This window comes from Schauerella aestuarii, assembly GCF_009866805.1.
GTDB classification, from domain to species: domain Bacteria; phylum Pseudomonadota; class Gammaproteobacteria; order Burkholderiales; family Burkholderiaceae_B; genus Schauerella; species Schauerella aestuarii.
In genome coordinates this window covers 36201-58312 of sequence record NZ_SIZW01000037.1, presented here as the reverse complement: position 1 = coordinate 58312, position 22112 = coordinate 36201, and the positions used below count along the sequence as shown (strand labels likewise).

Here is a 22112-nt window from a genome sequence, read left to right as displayed (position 1 = left end):
AAAAGACCTTGCGCAACCAAAGAGGGCGAGCGATCGCCACTCGACTGATGGAGAGATCGTGACCGAGTCCGTACAAAACACCGAGCGTGCGCAACACCTTGGCGACCCGCAGGCGCTGCCGGCAGCGGGCAGGGAAGCATTGGCCGAGTGGTTGCCGCCCCTGGCCGGTGCGCCGCTCAACGAGGCCAGTCGCGACGAGGCGGTCGACGGGGCAATACGGGTGATTGCCGCCGTGCATGAGGCCGCACATCGCGACTTGCATTGGAACACTGTGGCGGTGCCGTTCGATCGCATCGATGAACCGGCGGCGGGCGGGCCTGGCGACGTATTCCAGCCGTCGTCGACCTCTGCGGAAACGGTCACGCCAATGTCTGTCGCCGAATCCGTGCCGCATTCGAATGCGGAGGCCATAGCGGCTGCAAACGCTCCTGCAACCTCTGGCGATGCCTTGCAGGCAACGCGTGCGCGGCTTGCCGCAGCGGCTGCATACGGCGGCACAGCCTTTGTGCGGTTGCGTGAGACGCAAGCGATGCGGGCCGCCGCCGACGTCGATCTTCGTGGGGACGGCATCTTGCCGCTTGCCGGCATGCCGATCGCCCATAAAGATATGTTTGCTCGCGCCGGTGAGCTCAGCGAATGCGGCAGCCGGGTGCGTGCCGGACACATCGCGCCCACGACGGCGACCGTGCTCACACGACTGGATGCGGCGGGTGCGATCGACCTCGGGGCGTTGCATATGGCTGAATTCGCAATGAGTCCGACCGGCTTCAACGCGCAATTGGGGCATGGCCGCAATCCGTGGTCGCAAGCGCACGTATCGGGCGGATCGTCCAGCGGTAGCGGCGTCGCGGTGGCCGCACGTTTGGTGGCTGCCGCGCTGGGATCGGACACGGGCGGATCGGTGCGACTGCCCGCGGCGATCTGCGGTGTGACAGGCATCAAGCCCACGCAGCATCTGGTGTCTGTGGCGGGTGTGATGCCGCTTTCTCCCAGTCTGGATTGCGTCGGCTTTCTCGCGGCAACGGCGCACGATTGCGCCCGGCTGCTATCGGTCGCGGCAGGTGCCGATGCGCACGATCCGCTGTGCCGTCAGACGCCCGCGCGTGACTACGTCGCCGGGATCGAACGGCCCGTGCAGGATCTGGTCGTGGCCGTGCCGGCCTTCGGAAAAGACGATCCCGTGTCCGACGAAGTGCTTCAGCTGTTGAACGCGGCCAGCCGGACGTTGGCCGAAGCCGGTGCGCGGGTGGTGCAGGTGCCCATGCCCGATCTCACCGAGTTGGGTCTCCTGGCCAATGTCGTGTTGGGAGCCGAAGCTGCCTCGCTGCACGCCAGTGGTCTGGCGTCGTATCCGGATGCGTACGGCGCGCAGGTGCGACGACGCATCGAGCGCGGACTGCTGTATCCCGCCACGCGCTACCTCGATGCCTTGCGCCTGCGACCCATCCTGCTGCAGCAGTTTCTGGCCGCCTATCTGCCGCAGGCCGACGCACTCTTCCTGCCGGTGCTCCCCTATGCCGTGCCCACGATTGCAGACACCACCCGCGGCACTGAACTGGAGATCGAACAGCGCTTTGGCGGCATGTCTTACTGGACGCGCGCCATCAACTATCTCGGCTTGCCCGCACTGGCGTTGCCGATGGGCTTCACCGATAACGGGCTGCCCAACGGATTTCAGTTGGTGGGCCGGATCAACGGCGAGGCCGCGCTGTTTCGGCTGGGACACCGCTATCAACAACTGGCCGATTGGCATACACGCACGCCGCCACCGCTACCGCCAGGCGTTTGACGTCAGGAGCGTCTGAGCATGTTCAGGCGCCAGGACGGAACTGAGTACTGCAGCACGCGACGATCCGATCGCGTCGTACGACCCGAAAATAATAACGAGGAGACTGAAATCATGACACCGTCAGTGGTGAATGCCGGCCCACGTCTGGACCGCCTGCCGATTGCCCGTTTTCACTGGAAGATTCTGTTTTTCATCGGTGCGGGGGCGTTGCTCGACGCCTTCGACGTTTACCTCGCTGCCGGGGTATTGGCGGCCACATTGGCCGAGGGATTTTCCACGCTCGAAACCAACGCCACCTTCATCTCGATCACGTTCTTCGGCATGCTGATCGGCGCCGGACTCGCCGGCTACATGGGGGATCGTTTCGGGCGACGATATTCCTATCAAACCAACCTTGCGCTCTTCGGCGCCGCATCGCTTCTGGCGATCTTCGCGCCCAATATGGAAACGCTGATCTTCTTGCGGTTTCTGATGGGTGTGGGCCTGGGCGCCGAGCTGGTGGTGGCTGCCGGTACGCTGGGCGAGTTCATCCCGCCGCGCTATCGCGGGCGCTGGATTTCGCTGCTGGGCCTCATCATCAATTCGGGCTTGCTGCTGGCCACGGCCGTGGGTTATGTGGTGATCCCCAACCTGGGCTGGCGCTGGATGTTCGGCATTGCGGGTGTGGGCGCGCTCATCATCTGGGCCATGCGCAAGCGCATGCCCGAGTCGCCGCGATGGCTCGAATCGGTGGGTCGGCATGCCGAAGCGGAAGCCACGTTGCAGGATATCGAGAAGGAAGTTGCCCAACACCGCGGGGCCTTGCCGCCGGTTGAAAGCGTGCGCGAGGTCGCCGTTGAAAAGACGCCGATCTCGGCATTGTTCTCACGCCGTATGCTGGCGCGCACCATCGTGGCATCGATCGTCTGCATTGGCATCAATGTGTCGATCTATGGCTTTGTGGCCTGGTTGCCCACGTTCTTCGTGGGGCAGGGGCTCACGGTAGTGAAGTCGCTGGGTTTCACCACGTTGATGGCGTTCGGTGCGCCGGGTGGTGCCCTGGTCGGATTCTTTCTTGGCGACCGGATCGGGCGCCGCAAAGGCATCATCGTGTTTGCGCTGGCCGGTATCGTGCTGGGCCTGATCTATCCGCATCTGCGGGACGTGACCGCCATCACGGTGGTGGGCTTCTCGCTGATCACCTGCCTCTACACCATCGTCACGCTGGGGATGTACGGCTATATTCCCGAGCTCTTTCCCACCCAGTACCGCTTGCGCGGCACCGGCATCTCGGGAATGTGTGGCCGCGCGGCTGCGATGGCCACGCCTTACATGGTCGTGGTGCTCTTCAAGAGCTTTGGCTTGACCGGCGTGCTGGGCATGGTGGTGGGGGTACTGGCGCTGATGGTGATCGCCATGTTCCTGCTGCGCATCGAAACCAATCAGCAGGCGCTTGAAGCGCTGGAACCGGAGTCGGAAAAAGGGCCGCCGCGCGGCGGTCCCGGGTTCGAAGCGGTCAGGACTTCAGGCGGTAGCCCGTCTTGAAAATCCAGCGGATGGTGAGCAGGCAGAGCAGCATGAAGGCGAACGTCATCGCGATGCTGATCTCCACGCTCACATCCGATACGCCGTAGAAGCTCCAGCGAAAGCCGCTGATCAGATACACGACGGGATTGAAAAGCGTCACTTTTTGCCAGAACGGGGGCAGCATGCTGATCGAGTAGAAGCTGCCGCCCAGGAAGGTCAACGGCGTGACGATCATCAGCGGAATGATCTGCAGCTTCTCAAACCCGTCGGCCCAGACGCCGATGATGAAACCGAAGAGGCTGAAGGTGACGGCGGTGAGCACGAGAAACGTGATCATCCACAAGGGATGCGCGATGTTGAAATCGATGAAACATCGCGCGGTCACCAGAATCAACAGGCCGAGGATGATCGACTTGGTGGCGGCCGCACCCACGTAGCCGATCACGATTTCGATATACGACAAGGGCGCCGACAACACCTCATACAAGGTGCCGGCGTACTTGGGCATATAGATGCCGAACGAGGCGTTCGAAATGCTCTCGGTCAGGAGCGACAGCATGATCAGGCCGGGAATGATGAAGGCGCCGTAGCTGATGCCGTCGATCTCGACCATGCGCGAACCGATGGCCGAGCCGAAGACCACGAAGTACAGCGACGTCGAAATGACCGGCGAGGCGATGCTTTGCATGAGCGTGCGCCACGTGCGTGCGAGCTCGAACTTGTAGATGGCGAGGATGGCGTAGCCGTTCATGATGATGCCTTGAGCAGACCGACGAAAATATCTTCCAGCGAACTTTGCGACGACTGCAGATCGCGAAACGCGATGCCGTGCGCATTGAGCGACTGGAGCAGGGTGCCGATGCCGCTGCTTTCACCCTCGGCGTTGTCGAAGGTGTAGATCAGTTCGTGGCCATCGTTGGCCAGTTCGAGGTTGGCGCTGGCCAGTGCCGGCGGGATGGCGGCCAGCGGCTGCTTGAGAAACAGGGTGAGCTGCTTCTTGCCCAGCTTGCGCATGAGCGTGTGCTTGTCTTCGACCAGAATGATTTCGCCTTTGCGGATCACGCCGATGCGATCGGCCATTTCCTCGGCCTCTTCGATGTAGTGCGTCGTGAGAATGATGGTGACGCCGTTTTCACGCAGGCCGCGAACCATGTTCCACATATCGTGGCGCAGTTCGACGTCCACACCGGCGGTGGGTTCGTCGAGGAACAGAATGCGGGGCTCGTGCGACAACGCCTTGGCGATCATCACGCGCCGTTTCATGCCGCCGGAGAGCGTCATGATGCGGGCATCGCGCTTGTCCCACAACGACAGGTCGCGCAGGATTTTCTCAAGGTAAGCCGGGTTGGGCGGTTTGCCGAAGAGGCCACGGCTGAACTTGATCGTGCTCATCACGCTTTCGAAGGCGTCGGTGGTGAGCTCCTGCGGGACCAGCCCGATCGCACCGCGCGCGGCACGATAGTTGGCCACGATGTCGTGGCCGTCGGCGGTCACCGTGCCGGTCGATGGGTTGACGATGCCGCAGATGATGCTGATCAGCGTGGTCTTGCCGGCGCCGTTGGGGCCGAGCAGGGCGAAGATCTCGCCCTTGCGGATATCCAGGTTGACCGTTTTGAGGGCTTGATGTCCCGACGCGTAGGTCTTGGACAGATTCGATATGGAAATGATGGCTGACACGGGGTCGCTATTCGTTAGGAGGACGCGGAAACTTTTAACACGCACGCATCACGCCTGCCGTCTTGCCCGCGTCGCGATTGAGGATAAAGGTGGGCGCTGCGCATCAGCCGGTGGGAACTCTTCTCATTTCCTTCGTTGTTTTTCCAAACCCCCTGGCTACCATTCTTCCGTACCCAAAGACGATCTGAAGGAGGCAATGCCATGACCCGGTTTGCCCAACGCACCACCACCTTGTGCGCCGTTGCCGCGCTGTCGGCCGCCGCCATCGGCGCCGGCACGGCGCTCACGCTGCCCCGCCTGGCCCACGCCGCCGATGTGACGCCGGCTGCCGTCGCGGCGCCCGCCGCAGCGGGCGTGCCGTCGCTCGCCGCGCCCCAATCCGCTGCGCCTGCCGGATCGATGACCGCACCCGCCGCCCTGCAGGCGCCGCCAATGCCGGGTGCAAGCCGTGCCGGAATGCCACCCCCGCCGCCGCGTGGCCCGCGCGCCGGCCCGCCACCGCCGCCGCCATTTAATCCGTGGGGACTGCCGCCATCGTTCGCCCGTCTGGGGTTGTCGGCGCAGCAGGAGGATGCGGTGTTCGAGATCATGCACAAGCAAGTCGCGGAGATGCGCACCCAGGCGCGCATTGCGCGTGACGCGGGCTTGAGCCTGAGCGCCATGGCCGATGACGAAGCCTTCGACGAGGGCGCCGCCCGGCAAGCGGCCAACACGCTGGCTCAGGCCGAGGGGCAGATGCGCTTCATGCAGGTGCGCGATGCCCAGCGCATCCGCGCGTTGCTCACGCCGCAGCAGCGCGTGCTGTGGGACGACGACGATGACGACGATCCGGCCATGCCGCCACCGCCGCCGCCGGGCTTCGGAGCCGTGTTCGGCGCGCCGCCGCCCATGCCCGGTTGCAACCGCGACCCGCGCACCGATGCCGGCGTGCCGGCCCCCGACGCCGCTGCGGCAGGACGAGGCGCAGCCGGTAATTGACTCGCCTGGGCTTTCCGCGACAATACCGGGTCATGAGACCCGGTATTACCTTCAAGCTCTTCCTGGCAGTATTGGCCGTCGGCATGGCGGTCACGCTTGCCATGGGCGCGGCCCTGCGCTGGCGTTTCGAGCATGACTTCCTGGTGTACGTCAACGAACGCGAGGGCCGGCGCGTGGAGCGCATGGTGTCCACGCTTACGCGGTTCTACATCCGCGACAACAACTGGGACGGCCTGCGGCGCGACCCCAACGCATGGGTGCACATGCTCACCGTGCCCCCGCCGCGCGACGATTTCGGCATGCTGGACGATCGGGATGGCTTCGAGCCGTTCCGCTCACGCCAATCCGATATCGACGAAGATGGCGATGGGGGGGCCGACGGCGACGCGGCCGATCCGGACGATGCGACGCCGAATCAAGCCGGTGCGCCGGCCGATCGCGCCGAAGACGATCGCATGCATTCGGGCAGTCCCGACGATGTCGAGGCCGGTGCCGTGCCGCGCCCCAGCACCGATGGCTTCATTCGCTACGGCTTTCATCGGCACGGACCCACCGAAGGCGTAACGGCCGGCACTTGGCACACACATGCGGCACATCCGGGTGAGCCGGTGCGCGCCACCCCTGAAAGTTTTTGGCGCGATTTGCTGCCGCGCGACAGCTTCGGGCTGGGCGACAGCACCGTGCGGGAACGCTTCCGGCCGCCACCACCGCCGCCGTGGGATGGCGCCGAACCCGACTTCCCGTTACTGCCGATGGAGCCCGGTCGTCCCCCGCCGATCTTGCCGCGATTTACGCTGGTCGACCCCACCGGTACGTGGGTGGCGGGCGCTTTTCCGCCGGCGAAGGACGCGCCGCGTCACCCCATCACGGTCGATGGCCGCCGGGTGGGTTGGCTGATTGCGCCCCTGCCCGACCGGTTGCCCGATGAGGCCGATAAACGCTTTCAGATCCAGCAGATGCAGGCCACGTGGATCATCGGTGGCCTGGCGGTCATTCTGGCCATGGTCGTCAGTGTGCTGCTGGCCCGCATCTTTCTCGCGCCGGTGCGTCGCCTGGCGGCGGGCACCCAGGCGCTGGTCGCCGGCGATTACAAAACCCGCGTCCGCGTGACGTCCTCCGACGAACTCGGGCGTCTGGCGCGCGACTTCAACCGACTGGCGCACAGCCTGGAGCGCAACGAAGCGCTGCGCCGCGAATGGCTGGCCGATATCTCGCACGAGTTGCGCACGCCGCTGGCGGTCATGCGTGGCGAAATCGAAGCCTTGCAAGACGGCATCCGCCCGCTGAACGCCGGTGCGTTGATCTCTTTGCAAAGCGAAGTCGCCATCCTGAGCGCCTTGATCGACGATCTCTATGAGTTGGCGCTGGCGGACGTGGGCGCGCTTACCTACCACCTGGCGCCGATGGATCTGGGCGAGTTGGTGACGGCGATTACCGAGGGTTTCGGTGAGCGGCTCGCCAGCCATGGCGTGACCTTGGCATGGACGCCGCCCGCCACGCCGGTGTGGATCGAAGCCGATCAGAAGCGGCTGACGCAACTGTTTGCCAACCTGCTTGAGAACACCGTGCGTTACACGCACGCACCCGGTGAGCTGCATATTGCGCTGGCCGTCGATCAAGCCGCCGGCCATGCGGTGCTGACCTTTGACGACACGCCGCCTGCCGTGCCCGACGAATCGCTGATGCGCATTTTCGACCGGCTGTTTCGCGTCGAAGGCTCGCGCAATCGTGCCAGCGGCGGCGCAGGTTTGGGCCTGGCGATCTGCCAGCGCATCGTCGAGGGCCATCAAGGCACGATCACTGCGCACGCCTCGCCACTGGGTGGGCTGCAAGTGAAGGTGTGCCTGCCGCTGCCCGCGCATCCCATTTTTCCCGACACTACCGAGTCGACATCATGATTCTCATCGCAGAAGACGAACCCAAGATCGCCGCCTTGCTGGCCGACTATCTCAATGCCGCCGGATTCGAAACCCGCTGGGTGGCCAATGGCAACGACGTGATCACGGCCTTTCGTGAAGATGCGCCGGAATTGATCCTGCTGGATCTGATGCTGCCCGGACGCGACGGTTTGACGTTGTGCCGCGAGATTCGCCAGACCAGCGCGGTGCCCATCGTGATGGTGACGGCGCGGGTCGACGAAATCGATCGTCTGATCGGTCTCGAAATGGGGGCGGATGACTATATCTGCAAACCGTTCAGCCCGCGTGAGGTGCTTGCGCGCGTAAAAGCCATCATTCGCCGCGCCCGCCACCATTCCGCCGCGCCCAACGAGCCCAGCCCGTTGCGCATCGACAGCCAGTACCACGGGGCCTGGCTCGACGAGCATCCGCTCAACCTCACCCCGGTCGAGTTCCGCCTGCTGCATACGCTCTGGCAATCACAGGGCAAGATCCTGTCGCGCGATCAGTTGATGGATGGCTTGTACCCCGACAACCGCATCGTGACCGATCGCACCGTCGATACCCATGTGAAAAACCTGCGCCGCAAGCTCGAATCGGTGCGCGCCGACGCGACGCTGATTCGGTCGATCTACGGGGTGGGTTACAAACTCGAGCTGTGAAAATGTGGTAAATCCCGCAGTTTGAGGGGCATCCGTTACGCTATTTTGCTTATCGGAAGAGACCAAATGTGTCTATGATTCTCAAAACGCTGGATGATGATGCGAAAGGCGCCATCCCAATGCCCTAGGGGACATTGCAAGAAGCGGTACCCCAGGGGAAGAATCGGTATGGCGAAGTTTGGATTGCGCAGTAAGTCGTTGTTGGCGTTAGTGCTTGCATGTCTGCTGGCCCTGGTGCCGGCGACGCTCGTGGGGTGGAACATCGTCGACGGGGTGCGCGAGCACTTCGGCCGGGCGTATGTCAACAACTTCACGCAGTTGAATCGCCAGAAAATCCTTGCCCCGTTGTCGCGCGAACTGGCCTTGTCGCGCCGCATGGCGCAGTCCGAAGTGACCCTGCAGTGGCTGCGTGATCCGGGCAATGCCACGGCGGCCGAATTGTTTTTCCGCGAAGCGGAGGGCTATCGGCGCGACTTCGTCGATCACGCCTACTTCATCGCACGCCAATCCGACGGCAATTATTATTTCAATGACGACAGCAAGCCGGTCTCGTTCGAGCCGCGCTATACCCTGAACGCTGCCAATCCCACGGATGGCTGGTTCTACGGCAGCCTGCGCTCGCCCGACCCCTACAACATCAACGTGAGTACCGACCGGGCGCTCAAGATCACGCGCGTCTGGATCAACGTGGTCGTGCGGGACGGCACCACACCGCTCGCGCTCGCCGGCGCCAGCCTGAACCTGAATCGTTTTCTGGACGAGTTCGTGCGCAGCGGCGAGGCCGGCGTCACGCCGATGATCGTCAACGACAACGGTGCCATCCAGGCGCACCGCGACGCCACGCTGATCGCCTATAACTCGGGCGCCACGGATACCGGCGAAACCCAGCGCGTGTTCGGTTTGATGAGCGATGACGCCAGTCGTGGCGCCTTGCAGCGGGCGATGCAAACTGCCCGTAGCGACCCCAACACGGTCCCGTCGGAGTGGGTCACCCTGGCGGGCAAGCGTCAATTGCTGTCGGTGGCGTACATCCCCGAACTGAAATGGTATGTGCTGACCGCCGTCGATCTCAATGCCGCGCGCATTATCGATACCGGGTGGCTCTGGTCGGCCGGGCTGGCCCTGATCCTGGTCATCATGGCACTGCTCCTGGCCTTCGGCTATGCCGTCGAGCGGCTGGTGCTGCGACCCTTGCGGCGTCTGCAGCAGTCGGCACGGGCGATCGCGGATGGCCGGTACGACGTGAAGCTGCCGCCGGGCGGCATGGATGAGATCGGCGACCTGAGCCGCGCGTTCGGTGTGATGGCCGACAAGGTTCGGTCGCACACCGCCGAGCTCGAAAGCCGCGTGCAGGCCCGCACGACCGAACTGGCGGCGGCCAACCGCGAAATGGCGGTGGCGCACAAGAAGATCGGCGATTCGATCGACTATGCCAGCCTGATCCAGCGCGCCATTCTGCCCGACCGTCAGATGACGCACTCCCTGGGCGCACATCATTTCGTGCTGTGGCAGCCCCGCGATGTGGTGGGCGGCGATTTCTACGTGTTTCGGGCCGACGGCGATAACTGCCTTCTGGGCGTGGTCGACTGTGCGGGTCACGGTGTGCCGGGCGCGTTGATGACCATGCTCGCGCGCGCCGCGGTCGATCTGGCGATCTCGGAAGCCGGCGTACGCGATCCCGCAGCAGTGCTCGTGCGCGTCGACCAGGCCATGCGTGCCATGCTTGAAGATGCGCAATTGCCGCGCACGCTGGCCACAGCGATGGACGCCGGCTTGGTGTACGTGGATCGCAGCGGCGGCAAGATCGTTTTCAGTGGCGCCAAGCTGTCGTTGTTCGCCAGCAATGGCGTGGACGTCGAAGAATTCACCGGCGGACGCCGCGCCTTGGGCGACAAGCGTCTTGGCGATTACACCAATCAGGAAGTGGCGTTGCGGCCCGATTGGACGTTCTACCTGGCCACCGACGGCTTCCTGGATCAGGCGGGTGGCGAGCACGGCTTCGGCTTCGGCACGTCGCGTTTCGCCTCCATGATCAAGGCGCACGCACGGTTGCCGCTCGAACAGCAGGGCGCGGCGTTCGTTCAGGTGCTGGCCGAGTACCAGGGCGATTTGCCGCAACGCGACGACATCACGATGTTGTCGTTCCGTTTCGAATAAGCAGTCAGACAGGATATCCGGCTTATGAATGCCAATGACTTATATGCGCTGCGCGAGCGCTTCAACCGAAGCGGCACGTTGCTGTGCTTCAACGGGCCGATTTCGCGCAGCCTGATCGAAGAGTTGGGCAATGCGCTCAAGAATTACCTCAATGTTGAAGCCGCGCGCCCGGCCGAGGCGATGGACGTGTTCTCGGTCTATATCGAGATGACGCAGAACATTCGTTCGTATGCCACGCATTGTGGCTACACCGACGGCGATGCGGCGGCGACCGTCGTGATTGCGCGCGATGAGGCCGGCCATTACGTGGTGTCTGCGGGTAATATCGTGTCGCTTGAAGATGGTGCCCGATTGGTCGAGCGGATTCGCACGTTGTCCGCGATGGACAAACCCCAGCTCAAGGCCCTTTATAAAGAACAACTCCGCAAACCTCGCGCGCCCGATGCCGTCAGCGGCGCCGGGCTCGGTCTGATCGATATCGCGCGCCGCGCGACGTCGATGCTGGACCCCACGCTGAGCGCACACGACGCCACGCGCGGCTTTTTCAGCCTGAGCGTTGTGATCTGAGAATCGAGATACTCCAACCATGATGAACGACCTGAACATTCCAGGCACGCAGTCGACCCCCACCATTTCGACCGACGCCGCAGCCGGCGTGGTCCGCATGAGCGGCGACTCGTATCCTGAAAACTCGTTCGAGCTGTTCGGCCCGGTGTTTACCTGGGTCGAGGAATACCTGAGCGCGCATCGCCAGCCGCTCACGCTGGAGCTCGAACTGCTTTACCTGAACACCAGCACGATCAAGGCCGTGATGGAAATCTTCGATCTGCTCGAGGGCGCTTTCGAAGACGGCCGCGACGTGAAGGTCAACTGGTATTACGACCTGCGCAACGAACGCGTGGGCGAATTGGCCGAAGAATTCAAGGAAGATTGCACCTTCCCGTTTGCGGTGATCGGACAGCCATGAAAAAGAAGACGCGCGAACTCGATGAACGGTTGGAGACGTTGCTTGCCGAAGAGCAGTACGTCGGACATCCCTTGCGCGATGCGCTGCTCGAGTTGCGCGCGCATATGGAAGACCAGCTCGAACGCATCGAGCGCATTGCAAGCCTGTCGGACGCCTTTCAGTCGATGGCGCGCCAGCGCGAGTTGTCGCTGACCGATCGCTTCGATCGCCAGTTGCGCCGGCTGTCGCGCGTCGTCAGCATTTCTGACCGGTACCAGGGCCTGATGCGCGACATCAATCAGGCCGTCACCGATGCGTCCAATCACGACCCGCTCACCGAGCTGCTCAATCGGCGTGCATTGATGGCCGCGCTGAAAGAAAAGTGCAAAGGCGTGGAGGGCGAGGCGCCGGTGTTCGTTCTCGCCATGCTCGACGTGGATCATTTCAAGTCGATCAACGACCGGTATGGCCACGAGGCGGGTGACCGCGCGTTGACGGCGCTGGCCCGGGTCATGGAAAGCGAGCTGATGGACGATGCCGTTTTCGGACGGTGGGGCGGCGAAGAGTTCCTGGCGGTGTTCGACGGCGGCGATGCCGACGCCCCGCGCGCCGTGTGCGAGCGCCTCATGGCTGTCGTGCGCGATATGGCGTTGCCGATCAGCGACCACATCAGTCTGAAGCTCACCTTGAGCGTGGGCATCACCATTCGGGTGCCGGGCGAAACGTTGTCCGCCACGATCAACCGGGCCGACGCCGCGCTGTATGCGTCCAAGCAAAGCGGACGCGATCGGCTGACGCTCAACGAAGCACCCACCGTGGCGGCCTTGCCGTCAACCGTCGTGCCATTGAAAGCGCGCGCCTAGCACCAGGTTTTTCGTTCTGACCGGGCCTGGCGCGGTCCACACGCTCGATGTGGGCGCCAGCCCGGCACAGCACCGCCCGCCGCCGTGTGCGCTGCGATCGCCAGCAGGATTATTCGTCTGCGCTCGGTGCGCCCAGCAGCGATTGCGCACCGGCCTCTGGATCCGACCACGGCGCGGCGCGCGCCAGCGCCATCCAGACGCCGAACGGCAAGGTGGTGCGTTTGTGCCGCGGCGCCGTACGCGCCACGACCGGCCGATCGTTTTCGATCAGCATCACGCCGCATTCGAGCGGGATCTCACTCGGATCCCCGATCGACCGCCCACGCGCATCCGTGCCCAGCACGTACCAGCATTCACCCATATCGCAGTAGGCCGCCCGCTTGGCCGGCCGCTTCAGGTCGCCCAGCAGATCGGCGCGCCGCACCTTGATCTCGTGCACGATGGGTTCGACGTAGGTTTCGACCGAGGTGTTGCGAATCGAGAACACGTCGGGTTTGGCCACATGCCATACCGGCGGCGCGTCAGGTTCGGCGCCGGGCACCTGTGCCCGCAAGCTCAAGCCCCGCCATACCAGCCGGCCCGCCTGACGCATGCTGCGCGCCACCCGCTCGACCAGGGCTTCGTGGCTGTCGAACGCGGCCCGATTGCGAGCGGTCGTGGCGGCCAAAAGCGCCACGCCGGAGTCGGTCACGCGCAGCGTTTCGAAGCCGTTCGCGCAGCGCACGCGCTCGGCCATGCCGGCGGCGAGCAGGTCGACTTCGAGCGCATCCTGGCAAGGCCAGCCGGCCGAACGGTAGATGTCGCGCAGGCGGCGCGCATGGTGTTTGCCGAGTTCGAGAGGGGAGGGCATGGCGTCAAAAAAGTAACCGCGAAGCCGGATGATTATGCCACTCGCGCCAGAGTGCGCATTGCGCGGCGGCACCGCTAGCCTCTAGACTGTGGTCACGATTCGCGCCTCGAGCGCGAACAGGTGTCACGCCCGGCCGCAATACGGCGCGCAGGGCTGCTGACCCCCGCCAGGAGACAGTTGGAGATGGATAAGAAAATGACGGTCGGCATTATCGGTGTCGGCATGATGGGCCACGGTATCGCCACCAATATCGTCAAAGGGGGGTACGCACTCACCTTGCTCGACCATCCCGGCAATCAGCCGGTGGACGATCTGGTTGCCGCCGGCGCCACCCGCTCCGATAGCGCTGCGGCCATCGCCCGCGATACCGATGTGGTGATTTTGTGCGTGACCGGCACGCCCCAGGTGGAAGATGTGCTGTTTCGCGCCGGCGGTGTGCTCGAGGGCCTGACGCCCGGCACGATCGTGATCGACTGCTCGACCGCCATTCCGTCGTCCACGCTGAAGATCGCCGAAGCGGTAAGCAACGCTGGCGGCCAGTTCCTCGATGCGCCCATGACGCGTACGCCCAAGGAAGCCGCCGAAGGACGCCTCAATCTGATCGTGGGCGGCGCGCCCGAACTGTATGAAACCTGCCTGCCGCTGCTGCAAACCTACGCCGAGAACATCACGCATGCCGGCCCCGTGGGTGCCGGGCATCGCATGAAACTGCTGCACAACTACGTCTCGCTGGGCTTTTCGGCGGTATTGGCTGAAGCGGCCGCGTGCGCCCGCCGTGCCGATATCGATCCCGCCGTCTTCATGGACATTCTCGCCAAAGGCGGGGGCGACGGCGTGGTGCTGGGCCGCCTGCGCCCCTACATCGAACATGGCGACAGCTCGAGCTTCCGCTTTTCGGTTGCCAATGCGTTGAAGGACATGGGCTACTACACCACGATGGCCGAAGAGGCCGGCGCCGCGCATCTCACGGCCACGGCGGTGCGCGACACTTACGCGCGCATCAACGATGCCGGCATGGCGAACTCCCCGATTCCCGAGATGATCGGCGAATTGGCCTCGCCCAGCCGTAAGTAATAGGGCATGGGCCGCTGCGAAGCGGCCCGCTGCACCGCGCTCGCGATCTGCCGTTGATGGCCGTAGCGCGGCGGTGTCAGCCACTGTCGGCGCACCGCCGGATTGAACCTGAGCTGACCCCGTCAGCGTTGCATCGATGGCGGGGTCAGTGGCAACTGCAGTCGTTGAGCCCCTGCAGGATGCCGCATTCGCCGGCATTGCTGGTGCCCGGGCACATTTCGCGCAGGGCCGTCAGGTGCGACTTCAACTGCACCAGTTCGGCCATTCGCATGTCGACCTGGCGAATGTGGGTATCGAGCAACGTGTTGATATCGGAGCAGCCTTCGTCGGGCGTATCGCGAAAGTGCAGCAGCGTGCGCACTTCGTCCAGCGTCATATCCAGCGATCGGCAATGGCGGATGAAGCGCAGTCGCTCGATGTGCGGCTCGCCATACAGCCGAAAATTGCCGTCGCTGCGCAGCGGTTCGGGCAACAGGCCTTCTTTCTCATAAAAGCGGATGGTGCCCACGCCGCATTCGGTGCGGGTGGCCAATTCGCCGATCTTGATCGTCATAACCGGGCTCCGTGAGGGGCGTTGAAGGGCATTCAAGGCAGTGCGTCGCTATTGAAGGTGCTGTTGAAGTGCGCGATTGAGACCGCACCCTGCGATATTCGCTGTCATGCTTGACTCTATAGTAGCTTCAGGGTTTCCAATCGAATAGACCGCTTTGCCATGGAAAGGTTCTTCGATGCCCACCGCCACCCGTCCCGACCCGCACGATCACGACCGCCCAGCGCCCGGCGCGGACGCACCCGCGCACGCTGAGGGGCACGATCATCACGCTCATGATGGCGACACCTGCGGCCATAACCATGCCGCCCACGCCGGGCACTCGCATGGGCATGCTGAAAGCAAGGCCGACGAGCATGCGAATGGGCACGCCGCCGACGCCTGCTGCGGCCACGATCATGCGCCGGCCACCGCCGCACCCGTAGACGCCACGGCTGCCGCAGCTGCTCTGGCTGCGACCGCGGTGGGTACGGTCACCGTGTTACGCATTTCGGGCATGGACTGCCCGACCGAAGAAGGCCTCATCCGCAAGCAGTTGACCGGCCGCAGCGACGTGCACGCCATGGATTTCAACCTGGTGAGCCGCACCTTGGCGGTCGACCACGTCACCGACGCGCTCCCGGCGATCCAGGCTGCCCTGGCCGATATCGGCCTGCCGGGTCAGATCGTCGGCAGCGAGGCCGATCCCGGCGACCATGCCGGGCACGCGTTGCCGATCTGGCGCCTGGCGGTGTCGGGTGCGGCGGCGATTGCCTCCGAAACGGTGTATTGGGCCACGGACGGCAATTCGTGGATGGTCATGGCGCTCGCCGCCATCGCCATCCTCACGTGCGGCCTGAGTACCTACAAAAAGGGTTGGATCGCGCTGCGCCATTTCAATCTCAACATCAATGCCCTCATGGCAATCGCCGTTACGGGCGCGGTATTGATCGGCCATTGGCCCGAAGCGGCGATGGTGATGGTGCTGTTCACGGTGGCCGAGTTGATCGAAGCCAAGTCGCTCGACCGGGCGCGCAACGCCATTCGCGGCTTGCTGGCGCTCACGCCCGAGGTGGCCACCGTGCAGGACGCGCAAGGCGCGTGGACCGACGTGCCTTCGGGCGAAGTCGCCATCGGCAGCCTGGTGCGGGTCAAGCCGGGTGAACGGATCGCGCTGGACGGCGAAGTGGTGGAAGGGCGCTCGGCGGTGGATCAATCCCCGATCACCGGCGAGAGTTTGCCGGTCGACAAAACCGTGGGTGATGTGGTGTACGGCGGCACGATCAACGCGTCGGGTGCGCTGACGTTCCGGGTCACGGCGGTCGCCCGCGATTCGACCCTGGCCCGCATCATTCATGCGGTCGAGGCCGCGCAAGGCAGCCGCGCACCCACCCAACGTTTCGTGGACCAGTTCTCGCGCATCTACACGCCGGCCGTCTTTATGGTCGCCATTGCGGTGGCGGCGGTGCCGCCGCTTTTCATGGGCGCGGACGCGTTTACGTGGATCTATCGCGCCCTCGTGCTGCTGGTGATCGCCTGCCCGTGCGCCCTCGTGATTTCCACGCCGGTCACGATTGTGAGCGGCCTGGCAGCGGCGGCGCGCCGCGGCATTCTGATCAAGGGCGGGGTGTATCTCGAGATGGGCCACACGCTTAAAGTTCTTGCGTTGGACAAGACCGGCACCATCACGCGCGGCAAACCGTCGCGCACCGATGAGGTGTTGTGGGGTGACGATCCGGCACGGGCCGCACAATTGGCGTACAGCTTGTCGGCGCGTTCCGATCACCCGGTATCCAAGGCGATCGCGCAGGCAGCGGAAGCATCGGGAAGTAACGCATTGCCGGTCGACGATTTCGAAGCCTTGCTCGGCGTCGGCGTGCGCGGCACGATTGCCGGCGTCACGTACACGCTGGGCAGTCGCCGGCTCCTGTCTACTGCCGCAGTAGCGGCGGCCACAACCGCAACCGCAACGACCACGATCGGTGCGGTGGGGATATCGTTTGCAGAACTCGAGCAACAAGTCGACGCGCTCGAGTCGCAAGGCAAAACGGTGGTGCTGCTGACCCAAGGCAGCGACGTACTGGCGCTGTACGCCGTGGCCGACACGATCAAGGAAGCCAGCCGCGAAGCCATTGCCGAGTTGCATCGCCTGGGTGTGAAAACGGTGATGCTGACGGGCGACAACCCGCACACGGCACGCGCCATCGCTCGCGAAGCGGGCATCGATGAGGCGCACGGCGGGCAGATGCCTGAAGACAAACTGCGCTACATCGAGTCGGCCGTCGACGCCGCAGGCGGCCGGGTGGGCATGGTGGGCGACGGCATCAACGATGCGCCCGCATTGGCGCGCGCCGACATCGGTTTCGCCATGGGTGCCGCCGGCACCGACGCGGCGATCGAAACGGCCGACGTCGCCATCATGGACGATGATCTGCGCAAGATCGCGCGCTTCATGCGCATGTCACGAGCGACGGCAAACGTGCTCAAGCAGAACATCGCGTTTGCGCTTGTGATCAAGGCCGTGTTCGTGGCGCTGACCTTCAGCGGTCAGGCAACCATGTGGATGGCGGTGTTCGCCGATATGGGAGCCAGTTTGCTGGTGGTCTTCAACGGGCTGCGATTGTTGAAGACAGCGTAGCCGCTGCCTTCAGATCGCTCTGGCGAGCGCCTGAAACGGTACCGAGGATCGCTCTGGCAAGCGCTCGAAATGGTGCCGAAGCTCGCTCTGGCAAGCGTCCGAAACGGTACCGAAATCCGCTCTGCATTCACGTGCGTTGAGCGGGCTTTTTTCAGCTTTGAACATAGCCTGTGGCATACCTCTAAGCTGTTGCTATAAAAGGATAATTTCGATTTTCAGCCAAATGCATGAGGCCGTCAGGGACACTGCAAAAAACGCGGTTTTTGCGTGCTAAACTCGCGCCTCGTATTTGGGGAGTAGCCGGCTTCCGATCCCCGGAAGCGCTCGTGTCAACATACTCGGTGTACACAACACTGTGGTGCGAGCAACTGATTCAGGTTGGCGAGACCAATGGCGTGCGGACGCGACGTAGGTCGGGGTGCGTCCTGCGTGCCTTGGTTATTCATGCCCGATCTGGAAGCACTCACCATGAACCTCGCATCCACCCTGTTGCTGGCGCTCGCCATGTCGACAGACGCCTTCGCCGCGGCAATCGGCAAAGGCGCCTCCTTGCACAAGCCACGTCTGCGCGAGGCGCTTCGCACCGGGCTCATCTTCGGCGTGATCGAAGCCATCACGCCGGTGATCGGGTGGGCCTTCGGTTTGGCCGCCTCGCAATATGTCGCGCGCTTCGATCATTGGATTGCCTTCTGTCTGTTGGCCGTTCTGGGCGTGCGCATGATCCAGGCCGGCCTGACGGCTCCCAAGCAGGAAGCGGAAGACAAGCCCCAGCGCCATTCCTTCGCGGTGTTGGCCGTGACGGCCTTCGCCACCAGCATCGACGCCATGGCGGTCGGCGTAGGTCTGGCATTCATCGACGTCGACATCCTGCCCACGGCCGCCGCCATCGGCGTGGCCACCATGTTGATGGTAACGGTGGGCGTCATGCTGGGCCGCGTGCTGGGCAACATCGTTGGCCGACGTGCCGAGATCATGGGAGGCGTTATCCTGATCGGCATTGGCGGGCTTATCCTGTTCGAACATCTGACGGCGCCCGCCGTGACGGGTTGATTGGTCCGCGGATGGATCGTCCGCAGGTTGATCGCCCTTACGTTTTTCTGCTTTGCCATGTCGCTTTTCTGTCCTTCACGCCGCTTGCCGCGCATCCGTTTCGGATCGCGCCGCATGATGCTGCGTGGCGTGGCCGGACTGGCGCTGCTGTGCATCTTGCTGCGCGGGTTCATTCCGTCCGGCTACATGCCCGATCTGGATCAGTCGCGCGACCGTTGGTTCGCGCTGGTGCTGTGCGCCAGCGCGGGACCGATGCCGATGCCGATGGCGATGCACGTGGCCGCAGGGGATCGGGGGGACGTGCCTGCCGGCGTGGTCGCCACGCAGGCCGATGCCCATCATGTGGCACAGATGCAGGACGACACGCATCACGACACGCATCACGACACGATGATGCATGCGGGCCAGGATTGCCCGTTTGCCGTGGCGGTCGTGCAGCCGTTTGTCGGTGGCCTCCAGGCCGCGCCGATGTTTACCGTACCGGTTCGCGTCGCGCTGCTGGCACCGGTCACGTCGTCGCAACACATTCTGCCCCCGCCGCGCGCGCCACCGCTGGGCTCCCGCGCACCGCCCTCGATCACCGTTTGAATGCGTCGCTCGCCGCGGCCCTGTGCCGTGGCGATCATTCCATGCCGCGCGCCTGCGGCATACCGGTCATCGAGGATTTTTCATCATGCAACCCACTGCCGAATCGGCCATCGCGGATGCGCCGCGCACCGGCGACATCTATCGCGCGGTCTGGCGCTGGCATTTCTACGCCGGCCTGCTCGTCCTGCCTTTCCTCATTTTGCTCAGCCTCACCGGCGGGCTTTATCTCTTTCAAAAAGAAATCGACGGCTACTGGTATCGCGATCTGAAAACCGTCGCGGTACGCGATCATGCGCCCCTGCCCGCGTCGCAATTGCTCGCCGCAGCACAGGCCGCGCAGCCTGGCGTGGCAGGCCGATACACGCCACCCGCCACGCCCGCGAGCGCCGCACAGGTGCTGATCCGTGCGCCCGACGGCGAGCGCCAGATCGTTCACGTCGATCCTTATGATGCACACGTGTTGGGCACTTTGCCCGACAAGGGCACGATCATGGGGGTGGTCAGGCGGTTGCACAGCCTCGATTACTTCGGCCCGATCGCCAACGGTGCGATCGAGATCGCCGCAGGCTGGACCATCATGCTGGTGTTGACCGGCCTGTATCTCTGGTGGCCACGAGGGCGGCGGGCCGGCGTCATCACCGTGCGCGGAACGCCGTCCAAACGGGTGTTCTGGCGCGATGTGCACGCGGTGGGCGGTTGCGTGCTGGCCGTCTTCATCCTCTTTCTCGCCACCACCGGCATGCCTTGGTCGCTGGTGTGGGGCGGCAAGGTCAATCAGTGGGCCAACGGCAGCAACTTCGGCTATCCCGCAGGCGTGCGCGTCGCCGTGCCGATGTCCGACGAGCATCTGGCGCACCAAGGCCACACCAGTTGGACGATGGAACAGGCCAAGATGCCGATGTCGTCGGCGCCGGCCACCAGTGGCGAGGCCTTCGGGCTGGATCGGGCCGTTGCCGCATTCAAGCAGTTGGGATTGGCGCCCGGCTATGCCATTGCGCTCCCCAGCGGCCCGCACGGGGTGTACACCGGATCGGTGTACCCCAACGATCTGTCGCAGCAACGGGTGGTGCATCTGGACCGCTACACCGGGCGAGTCTTGCTGGATATGGGTTACGCCGACTACGGCCCGTTGGGTAAAGGGCTGGAGTGGGGCATCAACGTTCACATGGGGCAGGAGTTCGGGCTTGTGAATCAGATCGTCCTGGCCTTGGCGTGCGTGGGCATTGTGCTGTTCTGCGTGGCTGCGGGCATGATGTGGTGGATGCGCCGGCCCGCCGGTGGGCTTGGCGTGCCGGCGCCGCCTGCCGATCGCCGTGCATTGCGCGGCGTGCTGACACTGCTCGTCGTGGGCGGCATCATCTTCCCGCTGATGGGCGCGTCGCTGGTGGTCATGTGGGTGATCGACCGTGTGGCGACGCGCCCTGCGCGGGTGGTGGCTACTGCGCGCTGACGCGCCAGATGCGGTTGCCCGTATCGTCGGCCACCAGCAGGGCGCCTGCGGCGTCCTGCACCACGCCCACCGGGCGGCCGTAGGTCTCGCCCGTCTTGGCATCGGCCATGAACCCGGTCAGGAAATCCTGCGCGGCGCCACTCGGTTTGCCGTCCTTGAACGGCACGAAGACGACCTTGTAGCCGACGAACGTGCTGTTGTTCCACGAGCCCCGCTGGCCCACATAGGCGCCTGAGCGGTAGCCCTGCGGGAAGGCGTCGCCGCGGTAGAACGTCAGTCCCAGCGACGCGGTGTGCGCACCCAAGGCGAAATCGGGTGTGATCGAACGATCGACAAGCTCGCGGCCTGCGCCCTTCAGACGCGGATCGGGATGCTTGCCCCAGTAGCTGTAGGGCCAGCCGTAGAAACCGCCATCCTGTACCGACGTGATGTAGTCGGGCGCGAGCGCATCGCCCAGGTTGTCGCGCTCGTTCACGGCGGTCCACAACGCGCCGGACGTGGGCTCCCAATCCATCCCGTTGGGGTTGCGCAGGCCGGCGGCGTACACGCGCTCTTTTTTGCCGTCCAGATCCGTTTCGAGAATATTGGCACGCCGCTTTTCTTCGTCCATGCCGTGTTCGCCCACATTGGACGCCGAGCCAACCGAGATCAGCAGTTTGCTGCGATCGCGGTTCGTCGTCAGATTGCGCGTCCAATGGTTGTTGTAGCCGCCTGCGGGCAACGTCACGATCTTTTCGCCGGCGGCATCGATGCGCGTCTGACCTGCCTTGAACGGATAACGCATCACGCCGTCGGTATTGCCCACGAACAGCGCATCGCCGATCACCACCATGCCGAAGGGTTGATTGAGCCCGTCCAGCAACACATGCCGTTCATCGGCGCGGCCGTCGCGATTGGTATCGCGCAGCAGGGTGATGCGATCCGGGCTGCCGCCGGTGATGGTGCCCGATTTACGCTGATTGCCCGATTTTTCGACGTCTTCCGGTTTCTCGGTGGCCTTGGGCTTGGTGCGCGCTTCGGCGACCAGCACGTCACCGTTTTCCAGCACATACAACCAACGCGGGCTGTCCAGATCGGCGGCAAACGGCGTGACCGTGAAACCTTTGGGTGCCGTCGGCATCTTGCCTTCGGGCCATTGCGTTTGCGTGGAGAAGTTCTGCACCTTGTGCGACGTGTCGGGCGCGGGCAGTGTGGGGGTGGCACCGTAGCCGTCGGCGGCGGTGTAGGCGTTCGGCGCATTTTGCGCGAGCGCCGGAGCGGCGAAGGCCACCCCCAGCGCGCAAATCAAAAGGGAGGGTTTCATTGTTGTGTCCAGTGCGAGCGGAACGCGCCGGAATGCAATCCGCGTGCCTATTTCAGCAGTGCGCAAACCCGCAACATCGCGATGGAAAACGGTTTGAAAAGTTCCTCTGAAAACGGAATGATGCGCGCGTTGGGACTACACTTCCCGGGTCGAT

At 64.0% G+C, this 22112-nt stretch carries 19 protein-coding genes and 1 riboswitch; of the genes, 14 read left to right on the top strand and 5 right to left on the bottom strand.

Annotation, left to right across the window (positions count from 1 at the left end):
* The first annotated feature begins 58 nt into the window (after nt 1–58).
* On the top strand, nt 59–1789 hold the full coding sequence (locus EYW45_RS01000; protein ID WP_161133514.1) for an amidase: 1731 nt from the start codon (nt 59–61) through the stop codon (nt 1787–1789).
* A gap of 111 nt (nt 1790–1900) precedes the next feature.
* The gene (locus EYW45_RS00995) at nt 1901–3313 is read left to right on the top strand and encodes an MFS transporter (protein ID WP_161133513.1); all 1413 of its coding nucleotides are present in this window, start codon (nt 1901–1903) and stop codon (nt 3311–3313) included.
* Here EYW45_RS00995 and EYW45_RS00990 read toward each other — a convergent pair.
* Together EYW45_RS00990 and EYW45_RS00985 are read right to left on the bottom strand one after the other, a co-directional pair.
* Nucleotides 3285–4046, bottom strand: a complete 762-nt coding sequence (locus EYW45_RS00990) for an ABC transporter permease (protein WP_161133512.1) — start codon at nt 4044–4046, stop codon at nt 3285–3287. The genes EYW45_RS00995 and EYW45_RS00990 overlap by 29 nt on opposite strands.
* Nucleotides 4043–4972 carry an ABC transporter ATP-binding protein gene (locus tag EYW45_RS00985; RefSeq protein WP_161133511.1) on the bottom strand — a complete coding sequence of 310 codons (930 nt, stop codon included), beginning with the start codon at nt 4970–4972 and terminating at the stop codon, nt 4043–4045. The genes EYW45_RS00990 and EYW45_RS00985 overlap by 4 nt, the downstream gene beginning before the upstream one ends.
* Before the next feature lie 201 nt (nt 4973–5173).
* On the opposite strand from EYW45_RS00985, the gene EYW45_RS00980 reads away from it, so the two are divergent.
* The 7 genes from EYW45_RS00980 to siaD all read left to right on the top strand — a co-directional run bounded on the left by EYW45_RS00980 (nt 5174) and on the right by siaD (nt 12476).
* Nucleotides 5174–5950, top strand: a complete 777-nt coding sequence (locus EYW45_RS00980) for a Spy/CpxP family protein refolding chaperone (RefSeq protein ID WP_161133510.1) — start codon at nt 5174–5176, stop codon at nt 5948–5950.
* Nucleotides 5951–5982: 32 nt separating this feature from the next.
* Nucleotides 5983–7848: an ATP-binding protein gene (locus tag EYW45_RS00975; protein ID WP_161133509.1), complete on the top strand. Its 1866-nt coding sequence runs from the start codon at nt 5983–5985 to the stop codon at nt 7846–7848.
* A complete protein-coding gene (locus EYW45_RS00970; RefSeq protein WP_161133508.1) occupies nt 7845–8510 on the top strand; it encodes a response regulator in 666 nt (221 codons plus the stop codon). Before EYW45_RS00975 ends, EYW45_RS00970 begins: the two co-directional genes overlap by 4 nt.
* A 168-nt stretch (nt 8511–8678) precedes the next feature.
* On the top strand, nt 8679–10667 hold the full coding sequence (gene siaA, locus EYW45_RS00965; RefSeq protein ID WP_161133507.1) for a biofilm regulation protein phosphatase SiaA: 1989 nt from the start codon (nt 8679–8681) through the stop codon (nt 10665–10667).
* Nucleotides 10668–10691: 24 nt separating this feature from the next.
* On the top strand, nt 10692–11234 hold the full coding sequence (gene siaB, locus EYW45_RS00960; protein ID WP_161133506.1) for a biofilm regulation protein kinase SiaB: 543 nt from the start codon (nt 10692–10694) through the stop codon (nt 11232–11234).
* Nucleotides 11235–11256: 22 nt separating this feature from the next.
* Nucleotides 11257–11634 (top strand): biofilm regulation phosphoprotein SiaC, encoded by a 378-nt coding sequence (siaC, locus tag EYW45_RS00955; RefSeq protein WP_161133623.1) that lies wholly within the window; start codon nt 11257–11259, stop codon nt 11632–11634.
* Entirely contained in the window at nt 11631–12476 is an 846-nt protein-coding gene (siaD, locus tag EYW45_RS00950; RefSeq protein ID WP_161133505.1) for a biofilm regulation diguanylate cyclase SiaD, read from the top strand. Before siaC ends, siaD begins: the two co-directional genes overlap by 4 nt.
* Before the next feature lie 109 nt (nt 12477–12585).
* Here siaD and EYW45_RS00945 read toward each other — a convergent pair whose 3' ends face one another.
* On the bottom strand, nt 12586–13326 hold the full coding sequence (locus tag EYW45_RS00945) for a hypothetical protein (RefSeq protein WP_161133504.1): 741 nt from the start codon (nt 13324–13326) through the stop codon (nt 12586–12588).
* A 183-nt stretch (nt 13327–13509) separates the two neighbouring features.
* Here EYW45_RS00945 and EYW45_RS00940 point away from each other — a divergent pair, with 183 nt between their 5' ends.
* Nucleotides 13510–14400 (top strand): NAD(P)-dependent oxidoreductase, encoded by an 891-nt coding sequence (locus tag EYW45_RS00940; protein WP_161133503.1) that lies wholly within the window; start codon nt 13510–13512, stop codon nt 14398–14400.
* Between the two features lie 145 nt (nt 14401–14545).
* On the opposite strand, the gene cadR is transcribed toward EYW45_RS00940, so the two are convergent.
* The gene (gene cadR / locus EYW45_RS00935; protein WP_161133502.1) at nt 14546–14953 is read right to left on the bottom strand and encodes a Cd(II)/Pb(II)-responsive transcriptional regulator; all 408 of its coding nucleotides are present in this window, start codon (nt 14951–14953) and stop codon (nt 14546–14548) included.
* A 175-nt stretch (nt 14954–15128) separates the two neighbouring features.
* On the opposite strand from cadR, the gene EYW45_RS00930 reads away from it, so the two are divergent.
* The 4 genes from EYW45_RS00930 to EYW45_RS00915 all read left to right on the top strand — a co-directional run bounded on the left by EYW45_RS00930 (nt 15129) and on the right by EYW45_RS00915 (nt 20655).
* Nucleotides 15129–17567, top strand: coding sequence for a heavy metal translocating P-type ATPase (locus tag EYW45_RS00930; protein ID WP_161133501.1), 2439 nt, complete (start codon nt 15129–15131; stop codon nt 17565–17567).
* Between the two features lie 279 nt (nt 17568–17846).
* Nucleotides 17847–18021: riboswitch (yybP-ykoY riboswitch) on the top strand.
* A gap of 14 nt (nt 18022–18035) precedes the next feature.
* Nucleotides 18036–18617, top strand: coding sequence for a manganese efflux pump MntP (gene mntP, locus EYW45_RS00925; protein ID WP_161133500.1), 582 nt, complete (start codon nt 18036–18038; stop codon nt 18615–18617).
* A gap of 114 nt (nt 18618–18731) precedes the next feature.
* Nucleotides 18732–19205, top strand: coding sequence for a DUF2946 family protein (locus EYW45_RS00920; RefSeq protein ID WP_161133499.1), 474 nt, complete (start codon nt 18732–18734; stop codon nt 19203–19205).
* Between the two features lie 85 nt (nt 19206–19290).
* Complete coding sequence (locus EYW45_RS00915) at nt 19291–20655, top strand: PepSY-associated TM helix domain-containing protein (protein ID WP_161133498.1); 1365 nt, start codon at nt 19291–19293, stop codon at nt 20653–20655.
* Here EYW45_RS00915 and EYW45_RS00910 read toward each other — a convergent pair.
* On the bottom strand, nt 20642–21958 hold the full coding sequence (locus EYW45_RS00910; RefSeq protein WP_161133497.1) for a PQQ-dependent sugar dehydrogenase: 1317 nt from the start codon (nt 21956–21958) through the stop codon (nt 20642–20644). The genes EYW45_RS00915 and EYW45_RS00910 overlap by 14 nt on opposite strands.
* Nucleotides 21959–22112 lie beyond the last annotated feature (154 nt).

Excerpts from the sequence above, each read along its gene's own strand:
- EYW45_RS00995 (WP_161133513.1), top strand. The coding sequence starts at position 1,901 with ATGACACCGTCAGTGGTGAATGCCGGCCCACGTCTGGACCGCCTGCCG.
- EYW45_RS00990 (WP_161133512.1), bottom strand. The coding sequence starts at position 4,046 with ATGAACGGCTACGCCATCCTCGCCATCTACAAGTTCGAGCTCGCACGC.
- EYW45_RS00980 (WP_161133510.1), top strand. The coding sequence starts at position 5,174 with ATGACCCGGTTTGCCCAACGCACCACCACCTTGTGCGCCGTTGCCGCG.
- EYW45_RS00975 (WP_161133509.1), top strand. The coding sequence starts at position 5,983 with ATGAGACCCGGTATTACCTTCAAGCTCTTCCTGGCAGTATTGGCCGTC.
- EYW45_RS00970 (WP_161133508.1), top strand. The coding sequence starts at position 7,845 with ATGATTCTCATCGCAGAAGACGAACCCAAGATCGCCGCCTTGCTGGCC.
- siaA (WP_161133507.1), top strand. The coding sequence starts at position 8,679 with ATGGCGAAGTTTGGATTGCGCAGTAAGTCGTTGTTGGCGTTAGTGCTT.
- siaB (WP_161133506.1), top strand. The coding sequence starts at position 10,692 with ATGAATGCCAATGACTTATATGCGCTGCGCGAGCGCTTCAACCGAAGC.
- siaC (WP_161133623.1), top strand. The coding sequence starts at position 11,257 with ATGAACGACCTGAACATTCCAGGCACGCAGTCGACCCCCACCATTTCG.
- siaD (WP_161133505.1), top strand. The coding sequence starts at position 11,631 with ATGAAAAAGAAGACGCGCGAACTCGATGAACGGTTGGAGACGTTGCTT.
- EYW45_RS00945 (WP_161133504.1), bottom strand. The coding sequence starts at position 13,326 with ATGCCCTCCCCTCTCGAACTCGGCAAACACCATGCGCGCCGCCTGCGC.
- EYW45_RS00940 (WP_161133503.1), top strand. The coding sequence starts at position 13,510 with ATGGATAAGAAAATGACGGTCGGCATTATCGGTGTCGGCATGATGGGC.
- cadR (WP_161133502.1), bottom strand. The coding sequence starts at position 14,953 with ATGACGATCAAGATCGGCGAATTGGCCACCCGCACCGAATGCGGCGTG.
- EYW45_RS00930 (WP_161133501.1), top strand. The coding sequence starts at position 15,129 with ATGCCCACCGCCACCCGTCCCGACCCGCACGATCACGACCGCCCAGCG.
- mntP (WP_161133500.1), top strand. The coding sequence starts at position 18,036 with ATGAACCTCGCATCCACCCTGTTGCTGGCGCTCGCCATGTCGACAGAC.
- EYW45_RS00920 (WP_161133499.1), top strand. The coding sequence starts at position 18,732 with ATGATGCTGCGTGGCGTGGCCGGACTGGCGCTGCTGTGCATCTTGCTG.
- EYW45_RS00915 (WP_161133498.1), top strand. The coding sequence starts at position 19,291 with ATGCAACCCACTGCCGAATCGGCCATCGCGGATGCGCCGCGCACCGGC.
- EYW45_RS00910 (WP_161133497.1), bottom strand. The coding sequence starts at position 21,958 with ATGAAACCCTCCCTTTTGATTTGCGCGCTGGGGGTGGCCTTCGCCGCT.